Source organism: Intrasporangium sp. (genome assembly GCF_032907665.1).
Lineage (GTDB): Bacteria > Actinomycetota > Actinomycetes > Actinomycetales > Dermatophilaceae > Intrasporangium.
Genome location: NZ_JAJJPG010000063.1, coordinates 1 through 20,952, shown reverse-complemented (window position 1 = coordinate 20,952; position 20,952 = coordinate 1). Strand labels below are relative to the sequence as shown.

The 20,952-nt window shown below is 71.4% G+C and carries 21 protein-coding genes; 12 read left to right on the top strand and 9 right to left on the bottom strand.

What is annotated here, in order from left to right:
• Window positions 1-358: alpha/beta hydrolase (locus LOY02_RS10900; RefSeq protein ID WP_317182383.1), on the bottom strand; the 358-nt coding region annotated here is incomplete at its 3' end.
• Between the two features lie 38 nt (window positions 359-396).
• Between LOY02_RS10900 and LOY02_RS10895 the strand changes: the two genes are divergently transcribed.
• On the top strand, window positions 397-1,230 hold the full coding sequence (locus LOY02_RS10895) for a sulfurtransferase (protein ID WP_317182382.1): 834 nt from the start codon (window positions 397-399) through the stop codon (window positions 1,228-1,230).
• 5 nt (window positions 1,231-1,235) lie between these two features.
• Here the strand turns inward: LOY02_RS10895 and LOY02_RS10890 are convergent, their stop codons facing one another.
• Both LOY02_RS10890 and LOY02_RS10885 read right to left on the bottom strand, forming a co-directional pair.
• A complete protein-coding gene (locus LOY02_RS10890; RefSeq protein ID WP_317182381.1) occupies window positions 1,236-1,796 on the bottom strand; it encodes a HEAT repeat domain-containing protein in 561 nt (186 codons plus the stop codon).
• 76 nt (window positions 1,797-1,872) lie between these two features.
• Window positions 1,873-3,267 carry a glycine--tRNA ligase gene (locus tag LOY02_RS10885; RefSeq protein ID WP_317182380.1) on the bottom strand — a complete coding sequence of 465 codons (1,395 nt, stop codon included), beginning with the start codon at window positions 3,265-3,267 and terminating at the stop codon, window positions 1,873-1,875.
• 30 nt (window positions 3,268-3,297) lie between these two features.
• Here LOY02_RS10885 and LOY02_RS10880 point away from each other — a divergent pair, with 30 nt between their 5' ends.
• The 5 genes from LOY02_RS10880 to LOY02_RS10860 all read left to right on the top strand — a co-directional run bounded on the left by LOY02_RS10880 (window position 3,298) and on the right by LOY02_RS10860 (window position 6,872).
• On the top strand, window positions 3,298-3,585 hold the full coding sequence (locus LOY02_RS10880) for a DUF6703 family protein (protein WP_317182379.1): 288 nt from the start codon (window positions 3,298-3,300) through the stop codon (window positions 3,583-3,585).
• A 125-nt stretch (window positions 3,586-3,710) separates the two neighbouring features.
• A complete protein-coding gene (locus LOY02_RS10875; protein WP_317182378.1) occupies window positions 3,711-4,655 on the top strand; it encodes a metal ABC transporter substrate-binding protein in 945 nt (314 codons plus the stop codon).
• Window positions 4,652-5,449, top strand: coding sequence for a metal ABC transporter ATP-binding protein (locus LOY02_RS10870; RefSeq protein ID WP_317182377.1), 798 nt, complete (start codon window positions 4,652-4,654; stop codon window positions 5,447-5,449). The genes LOY02_RS10875 and LOY02_RS10870 overlap by 4 nt, the downstream gene beginning before the upstream one ends.
• Window positions 5,446-6,474: a metal ABC transporter permease gene (locus tag LOY02_RS10865; protein WP_317182376.1), complete on the top strand. Its 1,029-nt coding sequence runs from the start codon at window positions 5,446-5,448 to the stop codon at window positions 6,472-6,474. The genes LOY02_RS10870 and LOY02_RS10865 overlap by 4 nt, the downstream gene beginning before the upstream one ends.
• Window positions 6,471-6,872, top strand: a complete 402-nt coding sequence (locus LOY02_RS10860) for a Fur family transcriptional regulator (protein ID WP_317182375.1) — start codon at window positions 6,471-6,473, stop codon at window positions 6,870-6,872. Before LOY02_RS10865 ends, LOY02_RS10860 begins: the two co-directional genes overlap by 4 nt.
• A gap of 141 nt (window positions 6,873-7,013) precedes the next feature.
• On the opposite strand, the gene LOY02_RS10855 is transcribed toward LOY02_RS10860, so the two are convergent.
• Entirely contained in the window at window positions 7,014-7,787 is a 774-nt protein-coding gene (locus LOY02_RS10855; RefSeq protein ID WP_317182374.1) for an isoprenyl transferase, read from the bottom strand.
• A 91-nt stretch (window positions 7,788-7,878) separates the two neighbouring features.
• Window positions 7,879-8,607: a DNA repair protein RecO gene (recO, locus tag LOY02_RS10850; protein ID WP_317182373.1), complete on the bottom strand. Its 729-nt coding sequence runs from the start codon at window positions 8,605-8,607 to the stop codon at window positions 7,879-7,881.
• A gap of 105 nt (window positions 8,608-8,712) precedes the next feature.
• On the opposite strand from recO, the gene LOY02_RS10845 reads away from it, so the two are divergent.
• Together LOY02_RS10845 and LOY02_RS10840 are read left to right on the top strand one after the other, a co-directional pair.
• Complete coding sequence (locus tag LOY02_RS10845; protein WP_317182372.1) at window positions 8,713-9,363, top strand: alpha-ketoglutarate-dependent dioxygenase AlkB; 651 nt, start codon at window positions 8,713-8,715, stop codon at window positions 9,361-9,363.
• A gap of 9 nt (window positions 9,364-9,372) precedes the next feature.
• Window positions 9,373-10,197 carry a maleylpyruvate isomerase family mycothiol-dependent enzyme gene (locus tag LOY02_RS10840; protein ID WP_317182371.1) on the top strand — a complete coding sequence of 275 codons (825 nt, stop codon included), beginning with the start codon at window positions 9,373-9,375 and terminating at the stop codon, window positions 10,195-10,197.
• Between the two features lie 254 nt (window positions 10,198-10,451).
• Here LOY02_RS10840 and LOY02_RS10835 read toward each other — a convergent pair whose 3' ends face one another.
• The 3 genes from LOY02_RS10835 to LOY02_RS10825 form a co-directional block, all read right to left on the bottom strand.
• Window positions 10,452-11,981 carry a hypothetical protein gene (locus LOY02_RS10835; RefSeq protein WP_317182370.1) on the bottom strand — a complete coding sequence of 510 codons (1,530 nt, stop codon included), beginning with the start codon at window positions 11,979-11,981 and terminating at the stop codon, window positions 10,452-10,454.
• A gap of 11 nt (window positions 11,982-11,992) precedes the next feature.
• On the bottom strand, window positions 11,993-13,768 hold the full coding sequence (gene leuA / locus LOY02_RS10830; RefSeq protein ID WP_317182369.1) for a 2-isopropylmalate synthase: 1,776 nt from the start codon (window positions 13,766-13,768) through the stop codon (window positions 11,993-11,995).
• 127 nt (window positions 13,769-13,895) lie between these two features.
• Complete coding sequence (locus LOY02_RS10825) at window positions 13,896-14,915, bottom strand: LysR family transcriptional regulator (protein WP_317182368.1); 1,020 nt, start codon at window positions 14,913-14,915, stop codon at window positions 13,896-13,898.
• 70 nt (window positions 14,916-14,985) lie between these two features.
• On the opposite strand from LOY02_RS10825, the gene LOY02_RS10820 reads away from it, so the two are divergent.
• The gene (locus tag LOY02_RS10820) at window positions 14,986-16,008 is read left to right on the top strand and encodes a DMT family transporter (RefSeq protein WP_317182367.1); all 1,023 of its coding nucleotides are present in this window, start codon (window positions 14,986-14,988) and stop codon (window positions 16,006-16,008) included.
• A gap of 28 nt (window positions 16,009-16,036) precedes the next feature.
• On the opposite strand, the gene LOY02_RS10815 is transcribed toward LOY02_RS10820, so the two are convergent.
• The gene (locus LOY02_RS10815) at window positions 16,037-17,167 is read right to left on the bottom strand and encodes a helix-turn-helix domain-containing protein (RefSeq protein WP_317182366.1); all 1,131 of its coding nucleotides are present in this window, start codon (window positions 17,165-17,167) and stop codon (window positions 16,037-16,039) included.
• Between the two features lie 132 nt (window positions 17,168-17,299).
• Between LOY02_RS10815 and LOY02_RS10810 the strand changes: the two genes are divergently transcribed.
• From LOY02_RS10810 to LOY02_RS10800, 3 genes are read left to right on the top strand one after another with little or no spacing between them, the layout of a single operon-like run.
• Window positions 17,300-19,075, top strand: a complete 1,776-nt coding sequence (locus tag LOY02_RS10810) for a thiamine pyrophosphate-binding protein (RefSeq protein WP_317182365.1) — start codon at window positions 17,300-17,302, stop codon at window positions 19,073-19,075.
• A gap of 5 nt (window positions 19,076-19,080) precedes the next feature.
• Window positions 19,081-20,028 carry an SDR family oxidoreductase gene (locus LOY02_RS10805; protein ID WP_317182364.1) on the top strand — a complete coding sequence of 316 codons (948 nt, stop codon included), beginning with the start codon at window positions 19,081-19,083 and terminating at the stop codon, window positions 20,026-20,028.
• Window positions 20,028-20,951 carry an SDR family NAD(P)-dependent oxidoreductase gene (locus LOY02_RS10800; RefSeq protein ID WP_317182363.1) on the top strand — a complete coding sequence of 308 codons (924 nt, stop codon included), beginning with the start codon at window positions 20,028-20,030 and terminating at the stop codon, window positions 20,949-20,951. Before LOY02_RS10805 ends, LOY02_RS10800 begins: the two co-directional genes overlap by 1 nt.
• Window position 20,952: the final 1 nt, after the last annotated feature.

Here is a 20,952-nt window from a genome sequence, read left to right as displayed (position 1 = left end):
GCGCATCCGTCACGGCGGCGACGCCACGGTAGACGGCCGCTCCCGGTCCGACCGGTGAAGCACTGCACCCCGCGAGGACCAGGCCGTCGAGCCGCGAAGCCAGCTCAGCGGCATACGCCATCGCGGCGTAGCCGCCGAGCGAGTGCCCGACGAGCACCACAGGGGCATCGTCCTCGCGGACGGCCTCGTCGATGACCTCGATGCACCGGCGGAGCGTGAACTCCTCCGACGCGCGGGCGCCGTGGCCGGGCAGGTCGACCAACGTCACGTCGACGTGCGGCTCGAGGAGCGGCAGCTGCGGCGCCCACTGCGCGCTGGACAGGCGCGAGCCGTGCACGAGGACCACCCGAGTTCGCATGACACCTCCCTCCCGCAGCATGCCACGGCGATGCCACGATGGACCGCGTGACCCACCTCATCTCGGCGCGGGACCTCGCCCACAGCCTCCACGACGTCGTCGTCCTCGACGTGCGCTACCAGCTCGGCGGGCCGGACGGGCGACTCGAGTACGCTCGCGGGCACGTCCCCGGCGCCCACTACGTCGACCTCGACACCGAGCTCGCCGGCCCTCCCGGAGAGGGCGGTCGCCATCCGCTGCCCGATCCGTCCGTGGTCGAGGCGGCCCTCCGACGCGCTGGCGTCGACGACCACAGCCGCGTCGTCGCCATGGACGGCCGGGAGTCGTATGCCGCGGCCCGGGCCTGGTGGGTCCTGCGCTGGCTCGGGTTGGGGGCCGTGCGCGTCCTCGACGGCGGGTTTGCCGCATGGCAGCGGGCCGACCTGCCCGTGAGCACCGAGACCCCTGATGACGGCGCCGGCACCTTCACGGCCCGCCCGGGGCAGCTGCCCGTCCTCGACGCCGACGCCGCGGCCCGGCTCGCGCAGACGGGGGTGCTGCTCGACTCCAGGGCCGCGGAGCGCTTCCGGGGTGAGGTCGAGCCGATCGACCCGGTTGCGGGGCGCATCCCCGGCGCGGTGAGCAGCCCCACGAGCGAGTGGCTCGCACCCGACGGCACGTTCCGGCGCGACCTCGCGGAGCACTGGCGGCAGGTGGTCGCCGACCGCGACACCTCCGCCGTCGGGGCGTACTGCGGGTCCGGCGTCACGGCCGCCCACCAGGTTCTCGCGCTCGCCGAGATCAACGTCGACGCGGTGCTCTACCCCGGCTCGTGGAGCGAGTGGATCCGCGACCCGAGCCGCCCGGTCGCCACGGGTCCCACCCCGGGCTGACCAGCTCAGACGGGCCGGTCCAGACGTCGCTCGAGGGTGCGCAGCGCGCGCTCCGCAGCCGACCGCACCGCGTCGTCCGGGTCGTCGAGCGCGCCGCGAATGGGGTTCGCGTGCTCCGCTTCACCGGTGACGGCGAGGGCCCGGACGGCCGCCGCGCGCACCCGGGGCACCTCGTCGCCGACCAGGGCCGCGCAGGCGTCGGCCGCTGGACCCACCTCCCAGCGGGCGCAGACCTTGGCGCACATCTCCCGAACCCGCCAAGCCGGATCCCCGAGCCCGGCAACGATGTCGGGCGTGGTGGTGTCGTCCCACACGTAGAGCAGCGTGCGCGCCGCCCACACCCGCGCCCAGTACCCGGTCCTCTCGTCGAGCCGTTCCGGCGCCCCCCACCCCAGGGCAGCGCGTCCTCCGAGCCATCGCACGTCGGGACTGGCCGGATCGCCCCAGACGACCCGACCGGAGACGAGGTCGGCGCACCACGCCGCGAGCTGGCCGTCACCCAGGGCGTCGGCCGCCGCCCGTGCGCGGTCGCCCGGGGTCCCGTCGAGCACGGCGTCGTGCACCACACGCCTACCGTATGCCGCTGGGCTCGCTCGCCGGTCCTCGCGGCGTTCCGACCTCAGCGGCTGATCCTTTCCTCCGTCAGCAGCCGACGAGGCGCTGTGCGAGCCATCCCTCGACCTGGTCGAGGGCGATGCGCTCCTGCGCCATCGAGTCGCGGTGCCGGATGGTCACCGCCTCGTCCTCGAGCGTGTCGAAGTCGACGGTGACGCAGAAGGGCGTCCCGATCTCGTCCTGGCGGCGGTAGCGCTTGCCGATCGCGCCGGCGTCGTCGAAGTCGACGTTCCAGTGCCGGCGCAGCTGAGCCGCGAGGTCGCGTGCCTTCGGCGAGAGATCGGCGTTGCGCGACAGCGGCAGGACCGCGGCCTTGACCGGGGCGAGCCGCGGGTCGAGTCGGAGCACGACGCGCGTGTCGGCGCCGCCCTTGGTGTTGGGGGCCTTGTCCTCGCTGTAGGCGTCGACGAGGAACGTCATGAGCGAGCGCGAGAGGCCCGCCGCCGGCTCGATGACGTAGGGGGTGTACTTCTCGCCGGTCGTCTGGTCGAGGTAGCCGAGGTCGGAGCCGGAGTGCTTGCTGTGGCTGGACAGGTCGAAGTCGGTGCGGTTGGCGATGCCCTCGAGCTCACCCCATTCGGAGCCGGGGAAGCCGAAGCGGTACTCGATGTCGACGGTGCGCTTCGCGTAGTGCGACAGCTTCTCCTCGGGGTGCTCGTAGTGGCGCAGGTTGGCCGGGTCGATGCCGAGGTCGACGTACCATCGCGTGCGCTCGTCGATCCAGTACTGGTGCCACTGCTCGTCCTCGCCGGGCCTGACGAAGAACTCCAGCTCCATCTGCTCGAACTCGCGAGTGCGGAAGATGAAGTTGCCGGGGGTGATCTCGTTGCGGAAGGACTTGCCGGTCTGGGCGATGCCGAACGGCAGCTTCATCCGGGCCGTGCCGAGGACGTTGGCGAAATTGACGAAGATCCCCTGGGCCGTCTCGGGGCGGAGGTAGTGCAGGCCGGACTCGTCCTCGAGGACGCCGAGATGGGTCTTGAGCATCATGTTGAACTCGCGCGGCTCCGTCCAGCGTCCCGTCGTGCCGCAGTCGGGGCACGCGACCTGCGACATGGGGATCGCTGCGGGGTCGGCCTGGCCCTGCTTTGCCGCGAGCGCCTCCTGGAGGTGGTCCTGACGGTGACGCCGGTGACACTGGAGGCACTCGACGAGAGGGTCGCTGAACGTGCCGACGTGGCCCGAGGCGACCCACGTCTCGCGGGGCAGGATGATCGAGCTGTCGAGGCCGACGACGTCGTCGCGACCGGTGACCACCGACGTCCACCACTGGCGACGGATGTTCTCCTTGAGCTCGACCCCGAGCGGACCGTAGTCCCAGGCCGAGCGCGTGCCTCCGTAGATGGCGCCGCTCGGGAAGACGAAGCCCCGGCGCTTGCAGAGGCTGACGACGGTGTCCACGGTCGACGTCCGCTTGGCCATGCGCGGCAGGCTATCCGTAGGGTGTGCGTCGTGGCACTGAGTTTCCGTTCGCGCATCGAGCACGCGTCCGCCCCCTGGGTCGAGCGGATGAACGCCGTCCCGCGCGGGGTGGCGCTCGGCGCACTCGTCGTCGTCCTCGCCGTCGGCGTCCTCGCGCCCTCCCCGTGGAGCGGGCTGGCCTTCCTCGTCGTGTCCGCCTTCGTCGGGTGGCTGCTCTTCCTCACGTGGCAGCGGCTGACCCTGCCCGAGCGACTCATGCGACTCGCCGTCCTCACGCTCGCCCTGGCTGTCGCGATCGTCGGTCTCGTCCCGGACTGAGCGCCCGCGTCTGGGGTCGGGGGCGCCACCGCAGGGGCAGGGCAGGCTCGTCGACCAGTCGGCCCAGCGGCACACCGGCGAAAATCGTTTTGACAATCATTCTCATATCGAGAATGATTCTCACCATGAAACGCCGACTGGCCCTGGGTGCCACTGCCATCGCGATCGCCGTCACCGCAGCCGCGTGCGGCTCGAGCGCTCCCGATGGTGGCGCGGACGACCGTCCCAGCGTCGTCACGAGCTTCTACCCGATCCAGTTCGCGACCGAGCGGATCGCCGGGGGGGCACTCGACGTCAGCGTGCTCACCAAGCCCGGGGCGGAGCCCCACGACCTCGAGATCGCACCCCAGGACCTCGCGCGGATGACCGGGGCCTCGCTCGTCGTCTACTCGAGAGGGTTCCAACCAGCCGTCGACGAGGCCGCCGAGCAGGTCGATGCCGAGCGCGTCCTCGACGTCTCCGGCACGGCCGGCCTCACCCTCACACCGGCCGAGGAGGACGGCCACGCCGACGAGAGCCCCGAGGAGCACGCCGAGCACGCCCACGACGGCGGCGACCCGCACTTCTGGCTCGACCCGCAGCGCTATGCCTCCGTCGCCGAGGCCATCGGGGAGCGGCTCGCACAGCTCGACCCGGAGCGGGCGGCCACCTACGCCGAGAACACCCGGGCCTTCGTCAGCGACCTGACGGCGCTCGACCAGGAGTTCACGACGGCCCTGAGCTCCTGCTCCATCTCCGAGCTCGTCACGAGCCACTCCGCCTTCGGCTACCTCGCGGAGCGCTACGGCTTCGAGCAGCACGGCATCGCCGGCATCTCCCCCGAGGCCGAGCCCAGCGCGGCCGCCCTCAAGGAGATCACCGACCTCGTCCGGGAGCACGGCATCACGACGATCTACCAGGAGACCCTCGTCGAGCCGCACTTCGCCGAGACCGTCGCCGCCTCCACCGGGGCGCAGCTGGCCACCCTCGACCCGCTCGAGGGCATCACCGAGGCCTCCGCCGGAAGGGACTACTTTGAGGTGATGCGGAGCAACCTCACCGCCCTGACGCAGGGACAGGACTGCTCGTGACCGCCGTGGTCGAGCTGGCCGATGCGTCGTTCGGCTACGGCAAGCACCCGGTCCTCACCGGCGCGAGCCTGCGTATCGAGCGCGGCGAGGTCGTCGCCGTGCTCGGGCCCAACGGCGCAGGCAAGTCGACCCTGATGAAGGGGGTCCTCGGCCTCAACCGCCGCCTGTCCGGCACCGTCACCCTCTTCGGCACCCCCGCGGACGAGCTGCGCGACCGAGCGAGGGTCGGCTACGTGCCGCAGCGGCACACCCTCTCCGCCTCGGTGCGGGCCACTGCCGAGGAGATCGTCGAGTCGGGCCGGCTCCCCCGGCTCGGCTGGCTCGGCCGCCTCGGCCCCACGGACCGCCAGATCGTCGCCCGGTCCCTCGACCTCGTCGGCCTCGCCGACCGGTCCGGCGCGGAGGTGAGCACCCTGTCGGGGGGACAGCAGCGCCGCGTGCTCATCGCGCGCGCCCTCGCAGGGCAGCCCGACGTGCTCATCATGGACGAGCCCACCGCAGGCGTCGACGCCGCGAGCCAGCACGTCCTCGCCGACGTGCTCGCCCGCCTCGTGGAGCGCGAGGTCACGATGGTCATCGTCACGCACGAGCTCGGTGCCCTCGAGAGCATGCTGACCCGCATCATCGTCGTCGACGGCGGCCGCATCGTCTTTGACGGAGACCCGGATCGCTATGCAGCCCAACGCGACTCGGTGCACCATGACCACGACAGTCACCACCACGACCTCGAGCTGATCCGGCCCCGGCCAGCGGTCGCACAGGGGCCCTTCGACCCCGAGGGGGAGACCCCATGACCGAGATCCTCTCGATCGACTTCATGCAGCGGGCCCTCCTCGCGGCCCTGCTCGTCGGCGTCGTCGCCCCGATGGTGGGCATCTTCGTCGTCCAGCGACGTATGTCCCTCATCGGGGACGGCATGGGTCACGTGGCCCTCGCGGGGGTGGCCATCGGGCTGCTCACCGACCAGAGTCCCGTGCTGACCGCTCTTGTCGCGGCAGTGATCGCCGCGGTCGTCATCGAGCTCCTGCGCGCCCACGGGCGCACGAGCGGCGACCTGGCGCTCGCGATCATCTTCTACGGGGGCATCGCCGCCGGGGTGGTCATCATCAGCAAGGCGCCTGACGGCACGCCGGCCAACCTCGTGAAGTACCTCTTCGGTTCGATCCTCACGGTGCGGGCAGACGACCTCGTCGTCTTCGCCGTGCTCGCCGTCGTCATCGCCGTGACGACGTGGGTGCTGCGACCGCGCCTCTTCGCCGTCGCCAACGACGAGGAGTACGCCCGGGCCGTCGGGCTGCCGGTCCTCGCGCTCAACATCGTCCTCGCCGTGCTCACCGCGGCAACCGTGGTCATCGCGATGCGGATCGTCGGCCTGCTCCTCATCAGTGCCCTGATGATCGTGCCCAACGCCGCCGCCCAGCTCTTCGCCCGCAGCTTCGGCTCGGGAGTGCGCTGGGCCGTCGCCCTCGGTCTCGTCTCCGCGGTCGGAGGCGTGCTGCTCTCCTACCCGCTCAACACGCCGTCCGGCGGGACCATCGTCCTGCTCGCCGTGGCCGTGTTCATCACCATCGCCATCGCCACGAGCATCGCCCACCGCCTCCACGGCACGCGACACGACATGGCCGAGGGGCACGATCACGAGCACGGCCCCGAGTGCGGTCACGAGAGCCTCCCCCACGGCGACCACGTCGACTACGTGCACGACGGCCACCTGCACGCGCTCCACGAGGGCCACTACGACGAGCACGGCGAGGTGGCCACGACAGCCACGGCACCCTCGGCACCCTCGGCACCCACGACGGAGGAGGCGAACCGATGACGACGACACCGCGCCGGCCGACGCGCCAGCAGGCAGCGGTCGCCGAGCTCCTCGGCAGGTGTGACGACTTCACCTCCGCCCAGGCCGTCCACGCCCGGCTGCGTGCGGAGGGCAAGGGCGTGGGCCTGGCCACCGTCTACCGCGCGCTCCAGGCGATGGTCGAGGCCGGGACCGTCGACGTCCTGCGCACCGACGAGGGCGAGGCCGTCTACCGCGCCTGCTCCACCCACCACCACCATCACCTCGTGTGCCGCGACTGCGGTCGGACCGTCGAGGTCGAGGGCCCCGCGGTCGAGCAGTGGACCGCCCGGGTCGCCGCGGAGCATGGCTTCACCGGAGTGACGCACACGCTGGAGATCTTCGGCACCTGCGCGGACTGCACGTCCAGGGCCCGCTGACGTCGGGTGCCCGCCGCTGCGTTGCGCGTCACTGGGCGGGCACAGGGCGCCTCGAGAGTGCCCCAGGCGCGCCCCGCGGCGCTGCTCAGCGAGAGGGAGCAGCGCCGTATGCCGCTGGGCCGGCTTGCGCGGCAGTCCTCCTCAGTCGGGAGTGGGCTGGTCGATCGCACCGCCATAGCGACGGTCCCGCGCGACGTACTCCTCGATGGCGGCCCAGAGGTCGCGTCGGTCGTAGTCGGGCCACAGCTGGTTCTGGAAGACCATCTCGGCGTAGGCCGACTGCCAGAGCAGGAAGTTGCTCGTCCGCTGCTCCCCGGACGACCGCACGAAGAGGTCGACGTCGGGCATCCCCGGCTCGTCGAGGTAGCGCTTGATGGTCCGCTCGTCGATCGAGGCGGGCCGCACCCGGCCGGCTCGCACGTCCTCGGCGAGGCGGCGCACGGCGTCGGCGATCTCGGCCCGCCCGCCGTAGTTGACGCAGAAGTAGAGGGTGAGGCCCGTGTTGTGCTTCGTCAGCTCCTGCGCGACCTCGAGCTCCTTGATCACGGATCGCCAGAGACGCGGCGTGCGCCCGACCCACCGCATCCGCACGCCCCATTCGTGCAGCTGGTCCCGGCGCCGCCGGATGACGTCGCGGTTGAAGCCCATGAGGAAGCGCACCTCATCAGGCGAGCGGCGCCAGTTCTCCGTGGAGAAGGCGTAGGCGGACAAGTGGGTCACGCCCACCTCGATGGCCCCCGCGACGACGTCGAGCAGGGATGCCTCTCCGGCCTCGTGCCCCTTGGTCCGGGGCAGGCCGCGGGCATTGGCCCACCGGCCGTTCCCGTCCATGACGATCGCGACGTGCTTCGGCAGGGCCGAGGCGGGGATCGAAGGGGGCCGCGCACCCGAGGGGTGCGGGAAGGGCGTGATCATGGTCCTCCGCTCGATCGGTTCGTCTGGGCCGGGGCCTCGCTCGGCGAACTCAAGCTGCTGTCGTCGGGCTCGATGGCTCTCGCCCTGTCGCTCAGGCTCGCTCGACGAGGCGCAACGATCTCACACCGCGCTCGAGGTGCCACTGGAGGAAGGCTGCGACGAGGCCGCTGCCCTGCCGGCGGTGCCGCCCGTCGCTTGCGTCGGCCGCGTCCCAGTCGCCGGTGAGGAGGGCCGCGAGGAGGACGAACGTCTCGGGCGCCGGCGCGCTCGAGCCGGGTGGACGGCATACGGAACACACCGCACCGCCCGACTGCACGTTGAACGCGCGGTGCGGCCCGTCGGCGCCGCAGCGCGCACAGTCGTGGAAGCTCGGCGCCCACCCGGCCACGGCGAGGGAGCGCAGCAGGAAGGCGTCGAGGACGAGCGTCGGGTCGTGGTCGCGCTCGGCGAGCGCCCGGAGGGCGCCGGCGAGCAGGTGGTACTGCTGGGTCTGCGGCTCGTGCTCCTCGCTGAGCTGGATCGCCGTCTCGAGCATCGCGGCGGCGGCCGTCCACGCGGCGTAGTCGCGGGAGATGACGTCGCCGTAGGGGGCGAGGGTCTCGGCCTGGGTCACGGTGTCGAGGTTGCGGCCCTCGTAGCACTGGACGTCGACGACCATGCCCGGCTCGAGGCGCGACCCGAAGCGCGACTTCGTGCGACGCACGCCCTTGGCGACGGCGCGGACCCGGCCGCGCGTGCGGGTCAGCATCGTGATGATGCGGTCGGCCTCGCCCAGCTTGTGGGTGCGCAGGACGATCGCCTCGTCGCGGTAGAGGGGCATGGAGCCATTCTCCCCTGTGCGCAGCCCAGGACCGCACCGCACGCGCCGATGGGTTCACTCGCGTTGATCGAACACGCGTTCGAGGCGATGGGCTACAGTGGGCGGATGGATCTCGCACTCCAGGGTTCCCTCCTCGACCTCGCGGAGGAGATGACGCTCCAGGACCTGTCCACCGGACTGCGACGCAACGCCCTGTCGCCCGGCGCCTGGGTCGACGTGCGCCCGGGCTGGCTCGCGGCCGGCGACGAGCTGTTCGCCACGCTCGTCCGCACCGTGCCCTGGCACGCCGAGCGGCGCACGATGTACGACTCCGTCGTCGACGTGCCCCGTCTGACGAAGTTCTACGCCGCAGGCGAGCCGCTCCCCCACCCCGTCCTCGAGCAGGCGCGCGATGCGCTCAGCGCCCACTACCGGGAGGAGCTGGGCGAGCCCTTCGTCACCGCGGGGATGTGCCTCTACCGCGACGGCCGCGACAGCGTCGCGTGGCACGGCGACCGCATCGGGCGGTCGAAGGACCGGGACACGATGGTCGCGATCCTTTCGCTCGGTTCGGCCCGCACGCTCGCGCTGCGACCGCGGGACGGCGGCCAGATCCCGGGGTCGCACCTCAAGAGCTTGCGCCTTCCCCTCGCGCATGGTGACCTCGTGGTCATGGGCGGATCGTGCCAGCGCACCTGGGACCACGCGATCCCCAAGACAGCCGAGCCGGTGGGGCCGCGCATCTCCGTGCAGTTCCGGGTCGCCGGCGTGCGTTAGGAGCATCGTATGCCGCTGAGCTCACCCCCAGCCGAGGGTTCGCTCCCCTTCCTCGACCACCTCGCGCGCGAGTCTGCGCGTTTCCGTGAAGTGCTCGCTGATGCTCCCTCCGGTTCGAGGGTGCCCACGTGCCCGGATTGGGACGCGGACGACCTCATCTGGCATCTCGGGGAGGTGCAGTGGTTCTGGGGCGAGATCGCCGAGCGCCGGCTCACCGACCAGGGCGACCTCGACACGGTGAACGCCGCCCGCGAGGAGCGCCCCCTCGGCCGGGCAGCGCTGCTCGCGTTCTACGACCGGGCCAGCGCACGACTGCACGCCCGGCTGTCCGAGCTCACTCCGGACACGCCACTGTGGATGTGGCACACCGACCACACGGCCGGCTACATCAGCCGTCGCCAGGCGCACGAGGCCCTCATCCACCGGATCGATGCCGAGATCACGTCCGGGGCCGAGCGCGCGTCCATGGACTGCCGACTGGCCGCGGACGGCGTCGACGAGGTCCTGCGGGTCATGCGGGGATTCCCACCCGAGTACGACCTCACCGCGGCGCCGCTCGGCCCCAGCGTGACCATCGCCGTGGTGGACGGATTCCACTCCTGGACCGTGACGCCGGTGCACGTGACGGGGGTCGACCCCGACGGCGACACCTGGAACGAGCGACGGTTCGCCGTCGTCGACGGCCCGGATGACGCCTCCGTCGCCGAGATCGCCGGGACCGCCGACGACCTCGACTGCTGGCTCTGGAATCGCCCTGCCGGTGCGATCGCCCGCATCGGGGATGGGGCCGCCCTGGCCCTCGTGGACGAGCTGCTCACCTCCTCGATCAGCTGACTCACTGCCCACGTGCCCGCACACGACGTATCTGACACCCCGGGCGAGCCTCTTACTCGACTGCCGCGTCATGCGGGACCAGCACCACTGCCGGTCAATGAGGGGGATCTCCAGTGGACATCACGTACTGCCCTGAGTGCGACGCCGTGGCCGAGGTGCTCTGGCGCGCCGAGCTCGAGAGCACCGACGGCCAGGTCGAGCACGCGAAGGTGCTCTGCCTCAACCGCCACGGGTTCTTCCTGCCCGTGACGGCTCTACCACCTGCGGCTGCGCTGCCTCAGTCGGCGGACGTCCACGGCCGGCCTGCTCACGGCGGCCAGCGCGACGATCACCGGCACGAAGGCGAACAGGTAACGGGAGCGGCCCTGGAAGGCGATCGTGAAGGCGGCGATGCCGAGCACGGTCACCGCGAGCAAGAGCGTCTCCGGCCGCACCGGCGCCAGTAGCAGACCGAGGCCGGCGACGAGGAGCACCGCCAGCCAGAGCCCTTGAGTGAGGTTGGCGCGCAACGGGTACCAGCGACCGTGCAGTCCGTTGACGGAGGTGATGGCCTGTGCCACAGGGTCCTGCCGGACCACGCGGTCCGGCAGGGAGTCCGGGCCTTCACCCCAGGCCCAGAACATGCCGTCGCCCCAGTTCCACGCGGTCTTGTTGGCGTAGAAGCCGAGCATTCCGAGCAGCCCTCGCTCGTCCCACCGGTCTCGGATGAAGGCGCGGGCATACTCGCGCATCTCAGCCGGGGTGCGGCCATCGATGGCCTCGACCATGTCGCGGCGGTAGGTGCCGTACTGGACCGCCCCGTCCGCATTCACCTGCTCGTTCATGCCGTTCGCCAGCCACCAGATGACCGGCGGGGTGACCTGCGGGTCGATCCGGCTCGTGTCCAGGCCCGTCGCCGCGGCCGCCCCCGCTGTGAGCACCGTGCTCAGGGCGACGAACGCGACCGCCGCGCTGATCGCTGCCGGGACCAGGCTGCGGGCCCGGCTCGGGGTCCATCCGTCGGCGAGCCGCACGACGGCGACGACGACGAGCGCGACGATGACGACGGCGGGCGTCGTCTTGATGACGTAGGCCATGGCGATGGCCGAGACGGCCAGGCCGCCCCACAGGAGCCGCATGGTCCAGTCCCGACGCCGCCACGCCGCGCAGGCCAGAGCGATGCCGCCGACGATGAAGGGCATCGCGTAGAAGTCCGTGTAGGGCACGCTCACCCAGGGGCTGACCCCGACGAGCACGACGATGACGAGCTGGGTGACGAGGGCGTGGCCACGTCCGGCCACGGGGACGACGAGGAGGTGAGCGGCATACAGCGTCGCCGCCACGCACACCCCCGTCAGGACGATGAGGACCGCATCGGGAGCGAGTCCGAGCGCGGCGCCGACTTCGACGCCGAAGCGGTCGATCACCAGCAAGGGGATGTTGTTGGGATACAGCGAGAGGTAGTCGTACTCCGTCTCGCTGAGCATTCGCCCCGCGTGCATCGACCTGGCCATCTCGATGATGACTCGCGCGTCCCAGCCGTAGTCGTAGCGCGAGGCGATGCCGATCCCCGCCGCCGCGGCTCCGCCGACGGCTGCGACCACGACGGGCACCCACCGGTTCTTCAGGGCTGCGGGCACCCGGGCCCACCACGCGAGGGCGAGGAAGACGAGCAGCGCCGGCACGACGACCCGGAGGTCGTAGGCGATGTTCACCTGGCGCGGGGCGACCACGGCCACCACGGCGACGATGGTGAGGGCGACCCCGGTCAGCCGCAGCAGCGCTCTGCCGACCGGGGACTCCATGGGGCGAGACGCTACCCGACCGCGTTGACCTCCGACGCCATGGCCTCGGCGGTGACGCGGTCGCGCACGGCACGGTTCACGGCCGACACGACCGCCTTGAGGGAGGCGGTGACGATGGACGGGTCGACACCGACCCCCCAGAGGACCCGTTCGCCGATCGCGCACTCGACGTAGGCGGCGGCGCGGGCGTCGCCGCCGGCGGACAGCGCGTGCTCCGCGTAGTCGAGGACGCGCATGTCCGGGGCGCCGTCGATCGTCATGAAGGCGTCGAGGAAGGCGGCGATCGGGCCGTTCCCCGTGCCGGTGACCGTGATCGGCTCGCCGTTGTCGATCAGGCTCGCCTCGATGGTGCTGTCGCCGTCGACCGTCGAGTCGGTGACGATGTTGACCAGCTCGAAACGGCCCCAGGGAGCCGCCGGGTTCGGCAGGTACTCGTCCTGGAACCTCGCCCACAGCTCGGCCGGGGACACCTCGCCGCCGTCCTGGTCCACGCCACGCTGGACGACACCGGAGAACTCGATCTGGAGGCGACGCGGCAGGTCCATCTGGTGCTCGCTCTTCATGATGTACGAGACCCCGCCCTTGCCCGACTGGCTGTTGACGCGCACGACGGCCTCGTAGGAGCGACCGAGGTCGTGCGGGTCGATCGGCAGGTACGGGACCCCCCAGACGAGGTCGTCGACGCTGGTGCCCCGCTCCTTCGCGTCGCGCTCCATCGCCTCGAACCCCTTCTTGATCGCGTCCTGGTGCGAGCCGGAGAAGGCGGTGAAGACGAGATCGCCGCCATAGGGGTGGCGTTCGCCGACGGGAAGCTGGTTGCAGTACTCCACCGTGCGCCGGATCTCGTCGATGTCACTGAAGTCGATCTGGGGGTCGATGCCCTGGCTGAAGAGGTTCATGCCGAGGGTGACGAGGTCGACGTTGCCGGTGCGCTCGCCGTTGCCGAAGAGGCACCCCTCGATGCGGTCGGCCCCGGCGAGGTAGCCGAGCTCGGCCGCCGCGACTCCCGTCCCTCGGTCGTTGTGCGGGTGCAGCGACACGACGACCGACTCGCGCCGGTCGAGGTGGCGGATCATCCACTCGATGGAGTCGGCGTAGACGTTGGGCGTGATCATCTCGACCGTCGCGGGCAGGTTGACGATCATCTTGTGGTCCGGCGTCGGGTCGATGACGTCGATGACCTCGTTGCAGATGCGGACGGCGAAGTCGAGCTCGGTCCCCGTGTAGGACTCGGGTGAGTACTCGTAGTAGACGGTCGTGTCGGGAATCGTCTCCTCGAGCTTGCGGCACAGGCGGGCCGCGTCGACCGCGATGTCGATGATCCCCTCCTGGTCGAGGCCGAAGACGACGCGGCGCTGGAGGACCGAGGTCGAGTTGTAGAAGTGGACGATCGCCTGCTTGGCGCCACGGATCGAGTCGTAGGTGCGCTCGATGAGGTGGTCGCGGCACTGGGTGAGGACCTGGATGGTCACGTCGTCGGGGATGTGCCCACCCTCGATGAGCTCGCGGACGAAGTCGTAGTCGGTCTGGCTCGCGGACGGGAAGCCGACCTCGATCTCCTTGTAGCCCATCCGGACGAGCAGCTGGAACATGCGCAGCTTGCGCTCGGAGTTCATCGGGTCGATGAGGGCCTGGTTCCCGTCCCGCAGGTCGACGGCGCACCAGCGTGGGGCCTGCTCGAGTCGCTTCGTCGGCCACGTGCGGTCGGGCAGGTCGACGGGGATCTGCTCGTGGAAGGGGACGTACTTCTGGTAGGGCATGCGGGACGGCTGCTGGGGGTGGATCATCGCTTCGCTCTCTCGTCTCTCAGGTCTCTCGCAGTGTCCGGCCGGACACGAGAAACTCCGCGACGAGGGGGGCCGGGATCAGGCCTCGTCGCGGCAGCGAAGGAGGAGCTGCGCCGAACGCATGTCCTCACCGTATGCCGCTGGGCGGGGTTCGTCCACCACGTGGGCGCGGCTGCCCGGATCCTGAGACCTTTCGGGGCTGGGGCGCCGGGGGGACCCGGGTTCGTCCCAGCCGTCGCGCCGCGGTGTCGACGGCGAGCAGTCGCGTCGTGACGAGCTCGACCATGAGGCTCGTCGCCGGGGACAGGACGGCGCCCTGGCGGTGGACGATGGCGAACCGGTCGTAGAGGCGCGGACGCAAGGGCGCCCACCCGACATGCTCAGGCACTCGGTCGCCGAGGAGGTGGAGCATGCCGAGCGACATCACCGTGTCGGCCTCGCCGCTCGCCGCGATCTCCAGGGTGGTCTCCACGTCCTCGACCTCGACGCGGGTCTGCAGCGTGTGCCCGGCCGCCTCGACAGCGGTCGCGAGCCCCGCCCGGGTCGTGTCGTTGGCCCAGCTGGCCCAGGCGAGGACGAGGGGTGCCTTGGCCAGCACCGCGGCCGTCACCGGACCGGCCACCCGGTCGGCGTGCGCGCTGACGTAGACGAGCTCGTCGTCCATCACCGGATTGACCTCCAGGGCCGGGTCGTCGACGGGCAGGGCGATCGCCGCGGCCTCCATCCGTCCGCGACGCAGCTGGTCGACAACGTCGGTGGAGTGGCGCCCGACGAGCTCGACCCGGACTCCCGGGTGACGGTGCAGCAGGTCGAGCACCACGCTCGAGCCAAGGTAGAGCCGGGAGGCGCCGAAGACGCCGAAGCGGATCGTGCCCGATTCGAGCTGGTTGACCGAACGTACTGCGTTCGCCGCCTGCTCGACGGCGCCGATGGTGCGCTCCGCGTGCGGGCGGAGCGCGTGCGCGGCCTCGGTCGGGACGAGCCCCCGGCCCACCCGCTCGAAGAGCCTCGCCCCGAGGGAGCGCTCGAGGACGCGCACCTGCTCCGAGACGGTCGGCTGGGCGTAGCCGAGCCGGGTCGCCGCCGCCGTGAGGGAGCCGAGCTCGTAGGCGGCGAGGAAGACGCGAAGCTGATGGATCGTGGCCAAGGCTTTCCCTATGAGAGGTGCAGGAAACTGAGGATACCTCGATGCGAGAGGCCGACCTAGGCTCGCGCTTGTGAGCCACACGCAGACCCAGCCCGGCCGGACCCCGGTCGACCTGCGCGGCGCGGTCTTCGTCATGGCGGCCGCGTGCTGCTACGCCCTGTCCGTCGTCTTCGCCAAGGGCGCCTACGCCGAGGACGTCGCCGTCGCCACGCTCACGCTGTGGCGCTTCGCCATCGGGGCCGCCGTGTTCTGGGCCCTCGTCGCGCTGCGCCGCCCGGCCCGGGTCAGCCTGCGGACCGTGCTCGTCTGCGTCGGGCTCGGCGCCGTCGGCTATTCCGTGCAGGCGCTCACCTACTTCGGCGCGGTCGCCGTCATGGATGCGGGCCTCGCGGCCCTGCTCGTCTACACCTATCCGGCAATCATCGCCGTCATCGGTTTCCTCACGCGCCGGGAGCCGCCGACGCGCCGACGCCTCGTCGCCCTGGCCTGCTCCGGTACGGGCCTGCTCCTGCTCCTCGGGCTCGGCGGCTTCTCCTCGGTCTCCCCCGTGGGCATCGGGCTCGCCCTCACTGCCGCAGTCACCTACGCCGTCTACACGATGGTCGCCTCGTCCCTGCCCGTCGACGCCGACGTCACGCTCCTCATGGCAATCGTCGCGACCTCTGCGCTCGGCTCGGTGGCGCTCTTCACGACGGGGACGGGCCAGCCGCTCGGACTCACCCCTGACCCTGTCGTGCTGGGCTGGGTGCTCACCTACGTGCTCGTCGGGACGATCCTCGCGATGCTCCTCCACCAACGTGGCATCACCCGGGTCGGCGCCTCGACCGGCGGGATCATCTCGAGCATCGAGCCGCTCGTCGCAGCCGGCGCGGTCGCCCTCGTCTACGGCGAGGCGATGACGCCGATACAGCTCGCCGGCGGACTCGTCATCCTCACGGGCGTCATCGTCGTGCAGCTGCCGTCGCGGACGGTCCGCAGGGCAGCGCTCCCGACAGTCGGGTCGGCGCACGCCCCGGAACGGGCCCACCCGCTCGAGAACCCTCAGCCGGCCGGTGTGGCCGTGGCGGCCAGCCCGTCATCGGCGACCTCCTGAGCCCGCAGCCCGGCGGGCGCAGTCGCACTCACGTCTCGACCGAGGTGCCGAGCTCCCGGCAGAGCCACCACAGGGCGACGGCCTGGAAGGTGTCGGTGGGATCGAGACCGGTTGCCGAGCAGAGGGACGCGACCCGGTTGCGCACGGTGTTGGGGTGGACGTAGGCCGCCCGCGCGGCGTCGTTCGCGTCCTTGCCTCGCTCGAGCCAGAGCCGGACCGTGTCGAGGATCGCTTCACGGTGCGGCCCGAGCGTGGCCACGGCCTGGCCGTGGCGGTCGGTGAGGGTGGCACCCAGATCCGGGCGCTCGAGCAGCGCCACGACCGGCGCCACATCGGCGACGTGGACGGCCCCGGACCGACCGAGGGCCGTCGCGGCCGTCGTGGCGGAGGCAGCCAGCCGTCTCAGCAGCGGCAGCTCGCGAACCTCTCCGGGCCCGGCGACGCCCATCGTCTCGACGACGACCCCGGAGGCTCGGGGCTCCCGGGTCGACACGAGGACCACCATCCCGTCGTCGAGCCCGACGATCCCGGACCCCCTGGCCCACGAGCGCACCGACCCGACGTCCTTGACTCCCCGCGCCACGCCCACATGGACGACGTCCGACGCGAACCCCGCCTCCTGCGCAGCCAGCACCGCTGCGGAACCGCCCTGCAGGAGCCGGCGGACCAGCTCGTCGTCCCGGTCTCCACGGTCCCGGTGCGCCAGACCGGCCTCCGCCGCAGACGTGCGGTGCGCTGCGATGAGGCGTTGACGCACGGACTCGGCCCAGTCGTCGTAGAGCTCACGAGCCTGGAGCAGCAGGCCGCTGTCCACCCCGAGCTCGCGCGCCAGGGTGCCGGCCTCGGCCCAGATCCGGCGCGATGCCACGTGGATCGCCGCCAGCACCTCCGCGATGGGAATGCCCTGACGGGCGCGCGTGATCGCAAGGTCCTCGACGAAGGCGAGCTCGGCCTCCGTCGCACCGCGACGAGCTGCGATGGCGCGGGTGGCCGCCGTCATGAGGTCGCGCGTGCGTCGAGCGACATCCGCGGCGTCGAGCGTCGCCATGGTCCGGCTCGTCGACCGGACCTCGTCGACCGCCTCGGTCAGCACCCTGGGGGTGGAGGACACCGACTCGATGAGGGCCACGATCTCGTCCCAGGCGGCCGGCTGTTCCATCCGGTCATTGTGGAGCCTGATTGTGGGCGGACACAACGAGGAGCGAGGTGCTGGGCGGAGATCCAAGAAGTCCACGGGGCCATCCGCATACTCTCTTGTCCGCGGCCACAACAGGGTGCAAAGGAGCCAACAATGTCCACGTCCATGACCGGCGGAGAGCTCATCGCACGGATGCTGGCCGCAGAGGACGTCGAGCACCTCTTCGGCATCATCGACGGGACCTACTTCGGCTTCTACCGCGCGCTCGCCGGGGCAGGAATCACCCTGCACTCACCACGCCACGAGGCGGCCGCCGCGCACATGGCGGGCGCCTACGCGCGCCTCACGGGGCGGCTCGGCGTGGTCATGGCCTCGAACGGCCCGGGTGTGGCGAATGTCCTCCCCGGCGTGGCCGTCGAGGAGGGCGAGGGCAACCGGGTGCTGCTCATCACGTCGGCGCGCCGCGTCGGGATCGGCCATCCCGACCGCGGGGGCACCTACCAGTACTTCGACCAGTCCGCCGTGATCGGCCCCATGTCGAAGTGGTCCGCGCACGTGCCCTCGGCCGACCGCATCCCCGAACTGCTCCGGAGGGCTCTCCGCATGTCCTTCACCGGCCGACCCGGAGTCGTGCACCTCGATGTGCCGGAGGACATCATCAACGGGCCCACGGGCCTCGAGGCCGACGTCATCCGCCCGCCGCACACCTATCGCCGCGTCACACCCCAGCAGCCCGACCCGGTCCTCGTGGACCGGGCCGCTCGCCTGCTCGTCGACGCCGACCGTCCTGTGATCCACGCCGGCGCCGGCGTCTACCACGCCGGCGCAGAGGCCGAGCTCACCCGGCTCGCCGAGGTTCTCGCCGCTCCCGTCACGACGTCCTGGGCCGCCCGGGGTGTCCTGCCCGAGTCACGCCCGGAGGCGATCCCCATGACCGCCCTCGACCTCAACGACGAGGTGCGCTCCGGCGCGGACGTGGTCCTCGTCGTCGGATCGCGCCTCGGCGAGACGGACTGGTGGGGCAAGGCGCCGAACTGGGGCCGCCCCGGCGAGCAGCGAACGATCCAGATCGACGTCGACGAGGAGCGCATCGGGGTCAACAAGCCCATCGAGATCGGGCTCGTCGCGGACGCCCGAGAGGCGCTCCGGGCGCTCGCCGATGCGGTGGCCGGGCTCGAGGTGCAGCGTCGCCCCGAACGAGTCACGAGGTTGCGTGGCTGGCAGACGACGAAGGCGGAGGTGCGAGCCAAGCTCGACAAGCCGCTCGAGAAGGCTGCCACGTCCTCGCCCGTCCATCCGGGTCTCGTCCCCGCAGCCGCTCAGAGGGTGATGCCCGACGACACCATCTGGGTCTTCGACGGCGGCAACACCGTCGTCTGGGCGAACTTCCACCACGAGGCGCACGTCCCGCGATCGATCCTCTCGACGTTCAAGTTCGGGATGCTCGGCGCCGGACTGGGCCAGGCGCTCGGTGCCGCGGTCGCGGCGCCCGACCGGCGGGTCTGCTGCCTCATCGGCGACGGGGCGTTCGGGATGCACGCCAGCGAGATCGAGTCGGCCGTGCGCCTCCGGCTGCCGATCGTCTTCGTCGTCTTCGTCGATGGTCAGTGGGGCATGGTCAAGATGAGCCAGCAGATCGCGGCGGCACCCATCGCGACGATCGCGCGCAAGATGATCGCCAACGCCGCACTGCCGGACGACCAGGTCGTCTACGCCGACTTCGAGGAGTGCCGGTACGACCGGCTCGCGACGGCTCTGGGGGCACATGGGGACTTCGTTGCCTCGGCCGGAGACCTCGAGGCGGCACTCGAACGCGCCCGGGACTGTGGGGGCCCGGCGGTCGTCCACGTCCAGGTCGACAATGTCGAGCACATGTGGGCGCCGGGTCTGCGGGCCTTCAAGAAGATGCACCAGGAGCCGAAGGGGTGACTGCCATGCCGCCGCAACGGGTCCTCGTCACCGGTGGCACGGGCTACCTCGGCCGGCTTGTGGTCGACCGCTTCGTCCGCTCCGCGATCCCGACGGTCTCCGTCGACGTCAGACAGCCCGGGGCCCTCCGCGACGGCGTCGTCGAGGTCGTCGGAGACCTCAGGGACGTGGACCTGCCAGACCTGCTCCGCACGCACCGCACGACCGCAGTCGTCCATCTCGCGGCGATCGTCGAGCCGCCGCGTGGGATGAGCGATCGCGTCCTCGAGTCGTTGGAGGTCGGGGGCACTCAAGCGGTGCTCGACGCCTGCGTCGAGGGCGGCATACGGCATCTCACCGTGCTGTCGTCAGGAGCCGCGTACGGCTACACCGCCCGCAACGACGGCCGATTGCTGGACGAGGACTCCCCCACCCCCGGCAGCCGGGACTTCGCCTACGCCCGCCACAAGGCGATGGTCGAACAGCTCGTCTCCCGCTCCCGGCGGCTGCATCCCGAGGTGGGCATCCTCCTGCTCCGTCCGGGCACGATCCTCGGCCCCTCGACGAACAACCAGATCACTGCGCTCTTCCGCCAACGGGTCATTGTCGGACTCCGCGAGACGCCGACACCCTTCGTCTTCGTCTGGGACGAGGACGTCGCGGAGATCATCGCCCAGGGGGTCGCACGGGGCGTGACGGGCACGTTCAACGTTGCGGGCGACGGCACCATGACCCTGGCCGAGATCGCTGCCGCCGAGGGGCGCCGGCTCGTGCGCCTGCCGGCCGCCGCCGTGGGCCGCGCGCTGTCGATCGGTCATCGCCTCGGAGTCACGCGCTATGGTCCGGAGCAGGTCGACTTCCTGCGTCACCGCCCGGTGCTCGACAACGCCCGGCTGCGCCGGGCCTTCCCGGGGCTGCCGCGGCTGACGAGCCGGGAGACCTACGAGCTCTACCGTCGAGAAAGGCGGGCGTGATGGCCGAAGTCCTCCCCCAACGTCACCCCAGGCACACCGGCACTCCGCTGCGAGGCGCGGTCGTCGTCCTCACGGGAGCCGCGGGCCAGATCGGGCGAGCGCTCGTCGACGCGCTCGAGACCGCGGGATCAACTGTCGTCGGGCTCGACCTCGCGGCGGCGTGCCCCGAAGGGGACCGGCGCTACGTGCCCTGTGACATCACCGACGAGCGAGCCGTCCGGACCACCGTGGAGCGCGTGGTGACCGAGCACGGACGCATCGACGTCCTCATCCACTGCGCGGGCCTCTCGGCGATCGGCGCCTTCGAGGACCACGACCTCGACGTGCACCGCCGGGTCATGGAGGTGACCCACTTCGGCGCGGTGTCGGTGACGCTCGCGGCCCTCCCGGCGCTGCGGGCCGCATCCGGTCGAGTCGTCGTGGTGGGCTCGGTGGCTGGCTTCGCCCCGGTGCTCGGCCGCCCGCCCTATGTCGCCGCCAAGCACGCGGTCACCGGCTTGTTCACCGCACTGCGACCCGAGCTCGAGCCCGACGGCGTCGGCGTGACCCTCGTCCACCCGACCTTCGTCCGGGGTGGCATGGCGGAGGCGAGCGATCGGGCCGAGGGACGCGAGCGCGCCACCACGGGCGAGGAGATCACGCCGGCGGACGTCGCCGAAGCAGTCGTCGCAGCCGTCGCCAAGGGACGCGACCACGTCCTCGTCGGTCGCACGGCCCGTCGCGCCTGGATCGTGAACCGGCTCGCGCCGACCCTCTACGAGAGGCTCATGAAGCGCCGGCTCCGCGCCGGCGGCGGTGACGGTGTCACGGGCGGTATCACTGACGTTGTCACTGGCGATGTCACGGGCGGTGTCACTGGCGGTGACGGTGTCACGGGCGGGGACACCGACGGGGACACTCGCGCCACGGGGGGTCGCCCGTGAG